Source organism: Streptomyces sp. NPDC048196 (assembly GCF_040652715.1).
Classification (GTDB): domain Bacteria; phylum Actinomycetota; class Actinomycetes; order Streptomycetales; family Streptomycetaceae; genus Streptomyces; species Streptomyces siderophoricus.
Map to the genome: position 1 here is coordinate 41,163 of NZ_JBEZMM010000037.1, position 13,520 is coordinate 54,682.

General features: G+C 70.1%; 11 protein-coding genes and 1 pseudogene. 4 read left to right on the forward strand and 8 right to left on the reverse strand.

The annotated features are described in order from the left end of the window. Window positions 1–423: 423 nt before the first annotated feature. Together AB0E02_RS28505 and AB0E02_RS28510 are read right to left on the reverse strand one after the other, a co-directional pair. A complete protein-coding gene (locus tag AB0E02_RS28505) occupies window positions 424–780 on the reverse strand; it encodes a DUF4333 domain-containing protein (protein WP_362144134.1) in 357 nt (118 codons plus the stop codon). A gap of 237 nt (window positions 781–1,017) precedes the next feature. Further along, window positions 1,018–2,013, reverse strand: coding sequence for an alpha/beta hydrolase-fold protein (locus tag AB0E02_RS28510; protein WP_362144138.1), 996 nt, complete (start codon window positions 2,011–2,013; stop codon window positions 1,018–1,020). A 333-nt stretch (window positions 2,014–2,346) separates the two neighbouring features. Between AB0E02_RS28510 and AB0E02_RS28515 the strand changes: the two genes are divergently transcribed. Together AB0E02_RS28515 and AB0E02_RS28520 are read left to right on the forward strand one after the other, a co-directional pair. After that, complete coding sequence (locus AB0E02_RS28515; protein WP_362144140.1) at window positions 2,347–4,584, forward strand: AAA family ATPase; 2,238 nt, start codon at window positions 2,347–2,349, stop codon at window positions 4,582–4,584. Window positions 4,585–4,802: 218 nt separating this feature from the next. Continuing rightward, the gene (locus AB0E02_RS28520) at window positions 4,803–5,012 is read left to right on the forward strand and encodes a hypothetical protein (RefSeq protein WP_362144142.1); all 210 of its coding nucleotides are present in this window, start codon (window positions 4,803–4,805) and stop codon (window positions 5,010–5,012) included. Window positions 5,013–5,069: 57 nt separating this feature from the next. Here AB0E02_RS28520 and AB0E02_RS28525 read toward each other — a convergent pair whose 3' ends face one another. Further along, on the reverse strand, window positions 5,070–5,720 hold the full coding sequence (locus AB0E02_RS28525) for a DedA family protein (protein ID WP_030413577.1): 651 nt from the start codon (window positions 5,718–5,720) through the stop codon (window positions 5,070–5,072). Between the two features lie 360 nt (window positions 5,721–6,080). Beyond that, complete coding sequence (locus AB0E02_RS28530) at window positions 6,081–6,536, reverse strand: DUF4442 domain-containing protein (protein WP_030413576.1); 456 nt, start codon at window positions 6,534–6,536, stop codon at window positions 6,081–6,083. A gap of 244 nt (window positions 6,537–6,780) precedes the next feature. On the opposite strand from AB0E02_RS28530, the pseudogene AB0E02_RS28535 reads away from it, so the two are divergent. Next, window positions 6,781–7,985 (forward strand): annotated as a pseudogene (locus AB0E02_RS28535) (MFS transporter). Between the two features lie 327 nt (window positions 7,986–8,312). On the opposite strand, the gene AB0E02_RS28540 reads toward AB0E02_RS28535, so the two are convergent. From AB0E02_RS28540 to AB0E02_RS28550, 3 genes are all read right to left on the reverse strand, one after another. Beyond that, the gene (locus AB0E02_RS28540; RefSeq protein WP_362144145.1) at window positions 8,313–9,179 is read right to left on the reverse strand and encodes a fused MFS/spermidine synthase; all 867 of its coding nucleotides are present in this window, start codon (window positions 9,177–9,179) and stop codon (window positions 8,313–8,315) included. A gap of 339 nt (window positions 9,180–9,518) precedes the next feature. Next, entirely contained in the window at window positions 9,519–10,691 is a 1,173-nt protein-coding gene (tuf, locus tag AB0E02_RS28545) for an elongation factor Tu (RefSeq protein WP_362144148.1), read from the reverse strand. A 109-nt stretch (window positions 10,692–10,800) separates the two neighbouring features. Beyond that, complete coding sequence (locus tag AB0E02_RS28550) at window positions 10,801–10,974, reverse strand: hypothetical protein (protein ID WP_362144150.1); 174 nt, start codon at window positions 10,972–10,974, stop codon at window positions 10,801–10,803. Window positions 10,975–11,046: 72 nt separating this feature from the next. Between AB0E02_RS28550 and AB0E02_RS28555 the strand changes: the two genes are divergently transcribed. Beyond that, a complete protein-coding gene (locus AB0E02_RS28555) occupies window positions 11,047–11,748 on the forward strand; it encodes a VTT domain-containing protein (RefSeq protein ID WP_362144153.1) in 702 nt (233 codons plus the stop codon). 462 nt (window positions 11,749–12,210) lie between these two features. On the opposite strand, the gene AB0E02_RS28560 is transcribed toward AB0E02_RS28555, so the two are convergent. Then, window positions 12,211–13,065, reverse strand: coding sequence for a hypothetical protein (locus AB0E02_RS28560; protein ID WP_362144156.1), 855 nt, complete (start codon window positions 13,063–13,065; stop codon window positions 12,211–12,213). Window positions 13,066–13,520: the final 455 nt, after the last annotated feature.

A 13,520-nucleotide genomic window follows, 5' to 3' on the forward strand; every position in this document is an offset into this window, starting at 1 on the left:
TCTTGCCATAGCAGGTGACTACCCCGTTGGCAAGTGCGATGATCTTAGCATCACGTCAACGTCCGTCGTACAACGGTGATGTGAACTGTTATCCACCTGAAGGGGATTCAACAATGGCCCGCTTTGGGTCTATTGGGCGCCGTTGCCGGTCCCACGGCAACCCGCTCGGCCACTTCCTGACGAACCGCTAGCAGGTCACCGGCTCCCGCGGCCGTAGCGATCGCAACGAGCGCGAGCGAAGACGGGGGCGCCAGGCGGGAAGCGGAAGCGGCAGGCTCCAGGCGGCGGAGGCAGCGGAGGCGGCAGCGGGCGTAAGGGCATCAAGTGCATCAAGTGCATCAGTGGAACGGGGCATGCCGGCTGCCGGCGCCGCCCAACTACCGCCCTGGCACCCGCCGGTGGCGTGGGCGGGAGGGACCGCACTCAGCGGTGCGGGGCGTCATGCACGTACGTGATCTCGCCACCGCGCACCCGGACGACACGTACGGTCATGCCGCGGTCCGTCCCGCGCAGGTAATGGGCGGTGCAGTGGGTCCGGGCGCCCTCGACCGCCTGCAGATCCTGCGCGCAGTCGACCGAGCGAGGCCCCTTGAGGATCACCGGCAGCGACAGATGGCCCGAGATGGAGCGGGCCACCTCGTCGCGCGGTACGGCATCGGTCACGCCGTTCACCTCGCTGGTCGCGTCCCGCTCCCCCAGCCACCGCTCACCGGCCGCGAAGCTGCCCGCCAGCAGAGCCGAACCGGCCAGCAGCAGCCCGGCCGCTCGCAGATACCGCACGACTCTCCTTCCAGCGGGCACGCGGACACCCGGCCGCACCCACGGCCGGGACACGCACCATTCTCACCGCCCGGCCGCTCGCGGCAACACCGGGCCCCCACCAGTGCGGCCCCCCAGGCGACGGGGCGGCAGGCAGGGAGCCCGGGCGGGCGCCGACCCGATCCGTGCAGAAGTCGGGCCGACGGTAGGACTGGACGGCGGTAGGGCTGGACGGCGGTAGGGCTGGACGGCGGTACGTCAGGCCGACGGTACGGGTCCCTGCATCTGCTCACTGATCCAGTGCAGCGATTCGGGCATCCGCTGGATGTAGGTGTGCGCACTGTGCACACCGTCCGGTATTTCGAACAACGTCGAGTGGATCGACCCACCCGTATAGTCCCTGATGAAGCGCTTCACATCGGGAACCGCGGCCTCCCTGCTGCCGAGTTCGAAGGCCAGATAGACCTCCGGCTCCCGGCGCGCCGCCAGAACGCGCGCCAGATGGCGGGGGTCGTTGGCGCGCATCTCCGCCGGATACCCCTGCCACATCGGCGAATCGGGGGCGGTGTCCGGCCCGTTGACGATCGCCGCCTTGAACGTCCGCGGCTGCTTCAGCACGGCCTTGAGCGCCGCGAACCCCCCGGACGACGACCCCATGAAGGCCCAGCCGTCACGGCTTCCGTACGTACGGAAATTGGCCCGCGCGAAGTCCGGCACGTCCTCGGTCAACCAGGTGCCCATCTTCGGCTGCCCCGGGATGTCGCTGCCGTCGTAGTACTTCCGCTCCGGGTTGAGCACCGGCATCACGACGATGAACGGGAGCGTCTTGCCCTCCCGCGACCACTCCGCGATCCGTTCCTCCAGTGCGAACGGCGCCCCCGCCCAGTAGTTGAAGGGATAGCCGTACGCACCCGGCAGAGCGATCAGCACCGGAAAGCCGCTCTTGGCGTACCGGGGCTGCTGGTACTGCGGTGGCAGCCACGCCCAGATGTCGCCGGTGAAACCGGACTTGCGGCCGTGCCACGTCGTCCTGACGACCTGGGTGCCGTCGTCCCCGGTCGTACGGAAGGGCGTGAAGACCGAGCGCGGCCCGCGTGGCGGCACCACCCGGGGCGCCCCGTTGATCGCGTCCGCGGCACGGGCCGGTAACCGTGGGACCCCCGACGCATCGACGGTGTCCACCCCACCGCCACAACCGGCCAGGATCGCCATGGCCACCACACTTGTCGCAGCGCTGAGGAACACGCGCTTCATCGGGACGATCTCCTCGGTCCTGGGCGCCGGCCGGGGGCGGTCACATCGCCACCACGGCACACCACGGCCACCCGTCGAAAGACACCATTTTACGTTCGCCCCGCGAACCCCCGGCGCCCGCCCTGCCCCTATATGACCTGCGGGTTCCCTTTCTCACCTCCAGGGGACGGCCCGCCACGTCAAAGCCACCGCCCTGGTTTCCCCCGTTCGGTAAGGCCGCTCCGTGTTTACCGGACGGTCGGTTCTGGCATCGTGGAGAGCTGGATCGCACGGGCGCGACCGCCGTGCCGCACCGAGCAAGGGCGCGACGCAGCGCCGTAGTTGGGATGACCGATGACCGCGTGGCCCGATCGCCCGCCCCTTCCCGGCGTAGTGGGACGGGCCGTTGAGCACCAGCAGTTGTCCGGACTGCTGGGCACCGCTGGGCTGGTGACCCTCACCGGCCCTGCCGGGGTGGGCAAGAGCGTGCTGGCCCGCGCCGTCCTGGAGGAGCACACCGCCCGGCACGACGGCACGGTGGTCCGGGTGGGCTGCTGGGACGGACTGGCCGACGGAGGCGTCACCGACGCCCTGTTGCGCGCGGCGGGCCTCCCCGACGCCGCCACCGCCCGCGAGGCCGCCCGCGCCCTCGCCCTCCGCACGGCACACCCGTGCGTCAGCAACAGGGGACGCGGACGAACCGGTCCGCAGACGGGGCAAGGGGAACAGCCGGGGCGAACGGAGCAGGGCGAGCAGGGGGAGCGAGGGGAACGGCCGGGGCGAACGGAGCAGGGCGAACAGGGCACGCAGGAGGAACGAGGGGGACGGTCGGGGCGAACGGATCGGGGGGAGCAGCCAGAACGGCCAGAGCGGTCGGTTGCCTCAACTCCCGCTCCGCCGCCAGCAGATGCGACCCTCAAGGCCCTCACCGCGCACTGCCGGCGGCACCGCTTGACCCTGCTGCTGGACGACTGCGACCCGGTGCTCGACGAGTGCGCACAACTGGTCAGCCGGCTGCTGCGGGTCGACCCCGGGCTGCGGATCATGGCGACCGCGCGCCGTCCGCTGGGGCTCCCCGAGGAGCGGGTCGCGGCGATCGCACCGCTGCCGGTGACGCTCGGCGAGGGCATCGCCGGGCCGGCCGTCGAGCTCCTGGCCGCCCGTACCGGCCCCGCGGCGCCGGAGCTGCTGGTGACGGTATGCCAGGCATTGGAGGGCTCACCCCTGGCGATCACCCTGGCCGCGCACCAACTCGACCGGATGCCGCTGTCACAACTCGCCGTCCAGGTGGGCGCCGACGGTGCGCTGTTCTACTCGGGGCCGGCGGCGACCGTACGGCACACCTCGCTCTACGCCGCGCACGCCGCCGGCTACGCCCTCTGCCCGCCCACCGACCGCCGGGTCTGGGCCCGGCTCTCGGTCCTCCCCGGGGACTTCGACCCGTGGCTCGCCGGCTGCGTCTGTACCAGCAGTGACGTTCCTGCAGCGGCCGTCGACGGCGCGCTGGAGCGGCTGCGCAGGGCCTCGGTGGTCGAATGCGTACGGGACGCGGGCGGTGCGCATCCGGACACCGGAGTCGCACTGCCACCCCGTTACCGACTCCCGCGCGCCGCCCGCGACTTCGGGCGGTCACAGCTGCGCGAGGCCGGTGAGGAGGCCGCGGCCCGGCGCCGGTTCCGGCAGGCGTGCGCGGCCCTGGCAGCCGAGGCCCAGATCACCTGGCAGGGACCGAACCAGCAGGTCGCGGTACGGCTCGTCGAGGACGAACAGCACAACCTCGACGCGGCGCTGACCCGTCCCCCACAGGACGCCGAGGACGCACTCGGCGCCTTGGAGATCGCGGTCTCCCTGTGGTTCCACTGGGCGGCCTGCGGTTACCGCCAAGAGGGGCGCGCCCACCTGGACCGGCTGCTGCTGCTCTCCCGCGACGACACCGCGCTACGGGCCCGGGCGCTGTGGCTGGCCGGCTATCTGGCGGCGCAGGAACATGCCACCGCCACTGCGGAGAGCCTGCTCGACCAGGCGTGGCGGTCGGCCGTGATGCACGCCGACTCCGACGGACTGGCCCGGATCGCACATGCCCACGCCGTACTGGCCCTGTACCGCCAGGACACCACGACGGCCGTGGCGTGTCTGGAGGAGGCCGCCCGGCACCACTCCCGGGACCCGTGGTTCGGCCCGGGCCCCGCACACAGCTGGGCACTGCTCGCGATCGCCCTGACACCGCACGACCCGGCGCGCGCCGAGACGGCGGCTCACCGTGCCTGGGAGGCCCGGCACTCCGACGGCGACTTCTGGCTCTACTCGACGATCCTCTACGCCCAGGCCCTGGCCGAACGGACCCACGGCGATCCAGCGGCAGCACTACGAGCCTGCCGCAAGGCCCTGGTGGCCAAGAAACTCGTCGGCGACCCCCTGTTCATCACCGGCACCCGTCACATGCTCACCGGCCTGCGCCGCGCGGTACGCAGCGGCAGCGCACCACCCGACCCCACGACGGGCGAACCGTGGTGGCAGCACCACCACCCCACGGGACGGGCCAGGAACCCGGACGCCGACCGGGAACGCCGGGCCGGAGATTACGCGGGGTGAAGGCGATGCGCGGGGTGCGGTGTGGTGTGGCGTGTGGCGTGTGCCGAGCATGGTGCGAACGCGGTGAACCTCGGATGCGCGGTGAACCTCGTAAGGGCGGTGAACCTGGTAAGCGCGGTGGCGAAGCGCCCATTACGAGGGGCCACGATGGTCACGGTGAGTAAAACGGCGATCGCTTTCGGGATGCGAAGGGATGGGTCCGATCGCATCCTGAGGACATGAAGCGCGCCCCCGTGATCGTCCATCCGCCGTCCTCCGGCGGCCGCCGCGTGACGCTCTACGGTCAGGATCTAGGACGGGCGCTGCGCCCGGGTGACGTGGCCGCGATACTGCGCCGCGCGGGTTTCTGCACCACCAAGTTCGTCTGGGACGACACCGGAGTATTTGAATGGCGTGACGGCGGCCCCGACATCTGGCTGATGTCGTGAGGCCATGACGAGCCTGGCTGGCGACTCAGTAGCGAAGCCGCTCAGTCACGCAGCCGCTCAGTCGACCGTTGCGGCAACCCGCGTCTCCTCCGCCTCGCGGGCCGCAGCCGCCTTCTTCGCCCGAACCTTCATGAGCAGGAACGAGCCGATGCCGAACAGCACCGCGGCCACCAGCCCCCAGGTCGAGAACCGCTTGAGCCACGGCTCGGCGACCATGCCCACGGTGTAGATCAGCGCGGTCGTACCACCGGCCCAGATGATGCCGCCGAGCACGTTGGCGATCAGGAACTTCCAGTACGGCATCTTCAGTACGCCGGCGAGCGGACCGGCGAAGATGCGCAGCAGCGCGATGAAGCGACCGAAGAAGACCGCCCACATGCCCCACTTGTCGAACTTCGACTCCGCCATCGCGACATGGTCCGGGCCGAAGTGCTTGGGGAACTTACGGCCGGCCCACTGCAACAGGGGCTGGCCGCCCTTGCGGCCGATCAGATAGCCGATGGAGTCGCCGACGATCGCGCCGACAGAGGCGCAGGCGCCGAGCACGAACGGATTGATGTGGTCCTGGGTCGCGGCGAGGATCGCGGCGCTGACCAGGACGATCTCGCCGGGCAGCGGAATTCCCAGGCTCTCCAGCCCGATGACCACCCCCACCAGGAGATAGACGCTCACGGCCGGTACGGTCTCGAGCCACTCCTGGATGTGCACCGCCGAAATCCTCCGCTGTTTGAGGGCCCCCGTGGGCCGTGGCTCCGTGTCCATGACAGCGGTGCCGGTCGATCCCCTGACGCGCCGCAGGGCGCCCGGGCAGCGTACTCGATCGCACCGTCCGAGGGCCGAATCCGCGTGCGGTCAGCAACATCCGGCTCCCGGCGCACCGAGCCCCACGAAGGCGAGCCGAAGGAGGGCGAACCCCGTGACGGAAGAAACGGAGGACACAGGCCCCCGCGAAGAAACAGGTACCCGCCAAGAACGGAAATGCGACGCAGCGGGTACCCGTGAAGCGCGGAGCCGAATCAACTGCGCGGAGCCGAAACAGCTAGGCGGAGCCGAACCAGCTATGCCGAGTCAGCTATTCGGCCGCAAGGTCCACACGATGCTCATCTCGCCCGTGACCGCGCCGTCCTCGCGCGATATGACCACGTTGACGGGGAACTCCGGGCGCCCCCCGGCGTCGAGCTCGGCGATCACCTCGGCCACCGGCCGACCCAGCTCCGCGGTCGCGGTCACCGGCCCCATGGCGAGCTTCTTGTAGCCGATCTCCGCACGCACGGCCAGCGGCACCGCCCTGCCGAGCTGACTGCCGAACGCCGTCATCACGATGGCCCCGCTTGCGGACTCGGCGAGGGTGAACATCGCTCCGGCGTGCGGCCCGCCCACGTGGTTGTGGAAGTCGGACTGGTCGGGCATGCGGACCACGGCGCGCTCGGCGCTGGTCTCGGTGAACTCAAGGTTCAGCGTACGGACCATCGGCACGGAGGCCGCCATCATTTCGCCGATCGACGGCAGGGTCTCAGAGGACATGCAGCAATGTTACCTAGCGGTAGCTTAGTTGTGAAGGCCCCGATCAAGCCCGCCCCCACGCACCGGCAAGAGCCCGCATCCACCGCCATTCCGCCCCCTCCCACCCCCTGCCCCCATATCGTCGACACCCATGCGGCCAGGACAACTACACAACGCGAGGACGCGCTCCAGCTGGGCGGGACGTAACTATCTGCTCCTTACCGGAGCCACAGTGATCGCGAACCTCGGCAGCTCGGGCGCGCTGATCGCCACCGCCTTCGCGGTCCTCGCCGCCGGCGGCTCCGCCACCGACGTGGGACTGGTCGCCGCCGCCCGCACGATTCCCCTCGTCCTCTTCCTGCTGATCGGCGGCGCGGTCGCCGACCGACTCCCCCGCCATCACGTCATGGTCGCCGCGAACGCCCTCAGCTGCATCTCGCAGGGCCTGTTCGCGTTGCTCGTCCTGACCGGACAGCCACGCCTGTGGCAGATGGCCGTATTGGCCGCGCTCGGCGGCACCGGACAGGCCTTCTTCGCCCCGGCCTCCGAGGGCATGCTGCTCGCCAGCGTCTCAGGGGAGCAGGCGGGCCGCGCGTTCGCGGTGTTCCGCATGGGCATGAGCGGCGCGAACATCGGCGGCGCGGCACTCGGAGGCGCGCTGGTCGCCGCGGCGGGCCCCGGCTGGGTACTGGCCGTCGACTCCGCCGCGTTCGCCCTGGCCGGGGCGCTACGCGCCTTCCTCGACGTCCGCGGCATCCCCGAACGGGCCGCGGGCGCCGGAATCCTCCACATCTGCGGGACGGCTGGCGCGAGGTGGCCTCGCGACCGTGGTTGTGGGCGGTGGTGGTGCAGTTCTCCATCGTCAACGCGGTGGTGTCGGCAGCCGAGGCGGTCTACGGACCACTGGTCGCCGAAGAGCATCTGGGCGGCCCGGGCCCGTGGGGCCTGGCACTGGCCGCCTTCGGCGCGGGCACCGCGATCGGCGCCCTCCTCATGACCCGCATCAAACCGCGCCACCTCCTCCTGACCGGCGCACTGTGCGTCTTCCCGCTCGCCCTCCCGTCCGCCGCACTCGCCATCCCCCTGCCGGCCGCCGGCCTCACCGCCCTCATGTTCGGCACCGGCATCGCGATCGAGGTCTTCTCGGTGACATGGATGATGGCCCTGCACCAGGAGATCCCCGAGGAGAAGTTCTCCCGAGTCTCTTCCTACGACTGGCTGGGCTCGGTCTCCCTGATCCCCCTCGCCACCGCCCTGGCCGGCCCTGTCCAGAACCTCATAGGCCGCACCGCCGCCCTCTGGTCCTGCTCAGCCCTGATCGCCCTCCTCACCGCCGCCGTCCTCTGCGTCCCCGACATCCGCCACCTCACCCGCCGCAACACCCCACCCCTGACGCCTGCCCCTTCCCCAATCCCTCCCCCGCCCATCACTGAAAGTGATAAAATCACGGGAACTAACAACGCTCCGTAATCGTTGCCGGAGATAGAGGAGGCACACACGGCCCAGCCCCAAGGCGAAAGGCACAGACGCACGCCCCACCCATCCCAGCCCAAGCCCCCAGCCAGCCCCACTCACCGAACAACCACCGAAGGCGAGGTGCAATCGAGGCGCCAACCGAACCAACACAATGGCGCCACGCAACGAGCCCAGAGCACACCGAGGCCACCGCCGCCCGAGGCCACAGTTGCCCCACTCACAACAAAGCCATGCCCCGCCCCACCGCGGTAAGCCGACACCGAAGGACCGCGGTAAGCCGACGCCGGAGGACCGCGGTTAGCCGACGCCGGGGGACCGCGGTTAGCCGACGCTGAAGGCGCCAGCGGGCGGGAGCGGAGACGCCACCGCCTCGGCATCCCGTACCGGTGGCGCATCCCCGATCAGTCGCCGAAGCGCTGCACCATGCTCGACCCGCGCCGGGAAGGCGTCCGCGGCCGCGCGCCGGGCCAGCTGCGCAATCGGAAGCTCCGCATGCGAGGCGACCAGGACGACGTTGCCGAACCGGCGACCTCGGAGCACTGAGGGCTCAGCGATGAGCGTCAGATGCTCGAAGACCGTGGAGAAGTTGGCGAGTTGACCGCGGAGAAAGTCGAAGGGTGCACTGTCGGCGAGGTTCGCGACGTAGCGGCCGTCAGTCCGCAGCACCCGGTCGGCGGCCCGTGCGTACTCGACCGAGGTGAGATGCGCCGGCACCCGCGAGCCGCCGAAGACATCGGCCACGATCACATCGACGCTCGCTTCGGGGGCCTCCTCCAGCACCGTACGAGCGTCCTGCGCTCGTACCGTGATACCGCCACCGACACCGCTGTCATCGGGGAGCGGTAGGGCTTCGGTCACCAGGGCGAGCAAGCCTCGGTCGGCTTCGATCACGTTTTGGCGGGAGCGCGGACGGGTGGCGGCCAGGTAGCGGGGCAAGGTCATGGCCCCGCCTCCGAGGTGCAGCACATCGAGCGGCTCCCCGGGGGCGGCGAGCTCGTCCAGGACGTGGGCGAGGCGACGCACGTACTCGAATTCCAGGTGCGTGGGCGCGTCGAGGTCGACGTACGACTGCGGGGCGCCGTCCACAGTCAGCAGCCAGGCGCGCGGCCGGTCCACGTCCGGCAGCAACTTGGCGGTTCCGTGATCCACGGACCGGGTGACGGGTATCGGCTCGGGTGCTTCGTCCACCGTCCTATTGTGCCGGGCCGGCGGCTGGTGTTCGGCTGGTGCCTGGTGGGTGTGCTGGCCAGTGGTTGGTGCCGGGCGGGTAGGTGGCTGGGCTGACGGCCGGGGGTTTGTGACGGCCGCTTGGGCTGGTGGGGTCCCCATGCTCGCTCTTGATCGCTTTGTCTTGATATGCCCTGGTTTGGCTTGATTTGCCTGGGGTGGCCGTGCCGGCTTGGTCGTCGTGGCCGGGCTGGGTGGTCGTGGCCGGGGTGGGTGGTCGTGTTCCGTGTTCGTGGGGGTGCCGCGCCCCGTACTCGTGGGGTTGTCGGGAGTACGGGGCGCGGCTGTGGGTGGCGGGGGTTAGGGGGTGAGGGTGCGGACCGTGCCGGCGCCGATGGTGCGGCCGCCCTCGCGGAGGGCGAAGCCGAGGCCGGGCTCCAGGGGGACGTCGCGGCCGAGTTCGACCGTGACCGTCACCGTCTCCCCCGGGCGCGCGATGCCGCGCTCACCGAGGTCGAGGTTGCCGACCACGTCCGCGGTGCGGATGTAGAACTGCGGGCGGTAGCCGGTGGAGATCGGCGTACGGCGGCCGCCTTCCTCGGTGGAGAGCACGTACACCTCGGCGGTGAAACGGCGCCGCGGTGTGACACTGCCGGGCGCGGCGACCACGTGGCCGCGGCGTACCTGGTCGCGGTGCATCCCGCGGAGCAGCAGCGCGACATTGTCCCCGGCCTCGGCGGATTCCATCGGCTTGCCGAAGGTCTCCAGGCCGGTGACCGTGGTCTCGGTGTCCGCGCCGAGCACGGTGACCCGGTCGCCGACCCGTACGCTGCCGCGCTCGATGGCTCCCGTGACGACCGTGCCGCGCCCGGTGATGGTGAGGACGTTCTCCACCGGCAGCAGGAACGGCGCGTCGACATAGCGTTCCGGCGTCGGCACGTAGGTGTCGACGGCGTCGAGCAGCGCCTCGATGGTCTGCGTCCAGCGCGGGTCGCCTTCGAGGGCGCGCAGGCCGGAGACGCGCACGACGGGTACGTGCTCGCCGTCGTAGCCGTGCGCGCTCAGCAGCTCGCGGGCCTCCAGCTCCACCAGGTCGGTGAGTTCCGGGTCGCCGCCGTCGGCCTTGTTGAGGGCGACGACGATGTGGCGCACACCGACCTGTTTGGCGAGGAGTAGGTGCTCGGCGGTTTGCGGCATGATGCCGTCGATGGCGGAGACGACGAGGATGGCGCCGTCGAGTTGGGCCGCGCCGGTGACCATGTTTTTGATGAAGTCGGCGTGGCCGGGCATGTCGACGTGGGCGTAGTGGCGGGTGCCGGTCTCGTACTCGACGTGCGAGATGTTGATGGTGATGCCGCGGGCGGCCTCTTCCGGAGCGCGGTCGATCCGGTCGAACGGCACGAAGGTGCCGGTGCCGCGGTCGCTGAGGACCTTGGTGATGGCCGCGGTGAGGGTGGTCTTGCCGTGGTCGACGTGGCCCATGGTGCCGATGTTCAGGTGCGGCTTGGTGCGCACGTATGCCGTCTTCGGCATGGTTTTCTTCCTCGCAAGGATGCGGTGAGAACGGCGACTTGGCGCCGTGGGGACCCCTGGGCCGGGCCGACCCTCCCCCTGCGGGGTCCGCCGGACGATCCGGAGAGGGTCAGCTTCGTGCGCCGTCGAAGGCGGCAGCGGTGGCCAGGGCGGTTGCTGCGGCGATGGCCTCGGTGGGCATCGGTGCAGCGGCCCGGGTGGGTGCTGCGGCGAGGAAGTGGGCGGCAGCCTTCAGCGCGTCCGCGACTGCGGACGTGCGCGACAGGAAGGCGTACCGGGACATGCGTCATATGGTGCCGGGCGGTTGCCGTGACGTCGAACGATTTATCAGCTGCCGGTCGGTTACGCTCCCCGGATGTTCGCCCCTGCCACTTCTGGCCATGGTTTTGCCGCCCGATGTGCGCGGGTGTTGTGTTCTCCGTGGTTGCGGCTGGCGTTGTTGTTCGTCCTGTTGGTCGGTGGTGCGGTGGCGATGCTGCGCTGGGAGCCGCAGCGTCTTTTGCCGGGTGGCTGGCCGGCGCAGTTGTCCGGGGCGACCGCGATGGTGGTGTTCGCGGTGGCGTACGGCCTGTGCACCACGGTTTTTGTTCCGCGTCCGGTCCTGAATCTTGCTGCGGGAGCGCTGTTCGGCAGTGTGGCGGGGCTGGCTGCGGCGCTCGCCGGTACGGTGCTGGGGGCCGGGCTGGCGTTCGGACTGGGCCGCCTGCTGGGCCAGAGGGCCTTGCGGCCGTTGTTGCGGGCGCGCTGGCTGACGGCGGCCGACCGGCAGTTGAGTGAGCACGGCTTCCGCTCGATGCTGGCGGTCCGGCTGTTCCCCGGGCTGCCGTTCTCTGCGGCCAACTACTGTGCTGCGGTTTCTCGTATGGGCTGGTGCCCTTTTCTTCTGGCCACGGCACTCGGCAGCCTTCCGAATACGGCGGCCTACGCCGTGGCCGGTGCGCGGGCGGCGACCCCGTCGTCGCCTGTGTTCCTGTTGGCGATGGCTTTTCTCGCACTCAGTGCTTTGGGGGCGCTGGTGGTGGCGTGGCGCAAGCGGGAGGCGTTGCGCGGGCGCTGAGGGCGGTGGGGCGAGCACCGTTTGTGTGGGTGAGCACCGCTTGTGTGTGGGTGAGCACCGTTTGTGTGTGGCGCTCATCGATCTTTGTGTCCGAGACGGACTTTTGTACGGCGCCTGTCAGGCCGTGGCGCTGCTTCCCGGCGTCTCCCGGTCAGGAGTGCCCGTTCGCGAGTGCCCGGTCGGGAGTGGCGGTCAGAGGTGGTCTGTTGAGGGGCTGGTGACGGGCGAGGGCGGGGAGTGGTGGGAGTGGTGTGGGGGTGATGTGTGGGGGGGGTGGAGTGGCGGTGGGACAAGTGCCGGCCCGGGCGGGCGGCGGGGGCCGGCGGTATCGCAGGGTTGGGGTCGTCGTACGGAAACAACGTCGGGAGGGCGGGGAACCAGTCGGGCCGGCCGTGGCCGGTGGTGGTGCCTGTAGGCGGAATGGGCCGGTGACGATAACTGGTCGTAACTGGTCGTAACTGGTCAAGAACTCAGGTGGTATTGGGTCCAGGGCTGTGGCGCTTGCGTGGGGTCCTCGTGGGTGGGGGCGAGGGTGCCCCAGGGGGCGAGGGCGTTGTCCCAGTCGGTAGAGAGGGCGGCGGTGACGTCGGGGACGGATTCCGCCGATGGCATCGTGCCGGTTTGCCAGGCGGTGGCCATGGGGTGCGCGTGAGGTGTGGCGTTCCAGGCGGCCGTTTGCTGGGCGGGGATGGTGTATTCGCTTTCGTGGACGTCGCCGGGGCCGCGGCGGTGGCGGCCCGCGTGGGTCTCCGTCGGGCCCGGATAGAACCGCCCCTGGGCGGAGAGCTGTTGGGCACGGGTAACCAGGCGGGTGAGGTCGAGGCCGAATTCGGCGGCGAGTTCGCGGAGGTCGACGCCGGTCTGCCAGCTGCCGATGAGGACCGCGTCCATGGCCGGGGACCAATTCTGGTCGGATGGGCCCGACGCGCTGCCGGTACCGGTGCCCGCTTCGCGGGTGGGGCCGGTGGTGCGGGGCGCGGCGGTTGGGTTGTGATGGGAGTATTCAGCAGAGTTATCTGGGGCCGGTGGGCTCTCTTCCGGTTCGCGGGGTGGCGCGGTGGAGACGGCTGCGGCGAGCAGTTCCTCGGCGACGGCCCGTGCGTCGTCCTTGCCCACCGTCCGCCGGGCGATGCGCACTTCCCGCTCGTTCAGTCCGAAAAGTCCGGCCACGGCGCCGGTGCTGCCCACTGTGACCGCGAATGCCGCCAGAACTCGTGACCGGTCGGCCTGGGCCTCGTCAAGTCGGGCCTGCGCCTCCCGCACGCGTTCGTCTCCCAGGCAAAACGCCTCTGCCAGCACGGCGTTGCGGTCCCACAACTCTCTAGGATCCATACCCGTTCAACGCATCTTGGGCAGAGGTGTCCCGACCTGCCGTAGCAAAGCACCCCAAAGCACCCATCGAACCACCAGATGAAAATCACCCTGCAGGGGGCCGGGCGGGGAGCCCGCGAAAGCACCGGATGGCGTAATGCCTGGCCACGCGGTTGAGTTCGCGGGCAGCGTGGATTGTCAGTGGCTTGGTCTAGTGTCGTGATCAGTGAGATTTTCATCGCGGGCGGCGCGGCCGCATGGTGCGTTGTTCCCCGCAAGGCGTTGCTCTGTGCAGTGCGTTGCTGCGTGTAGCGCGTTGCTCTGTGTAGTGCGTTGCTCGCGGTGATCTATTCAAGGGGGACACATGAGGAGTCGTTGTTCGCTGAGGTACTCGAAGAGGTCCTCGATGAGGCGCTCGAAGGCTGTGCGAGCCGTTGATGCGCGGCAGGGTGCGTTGACCG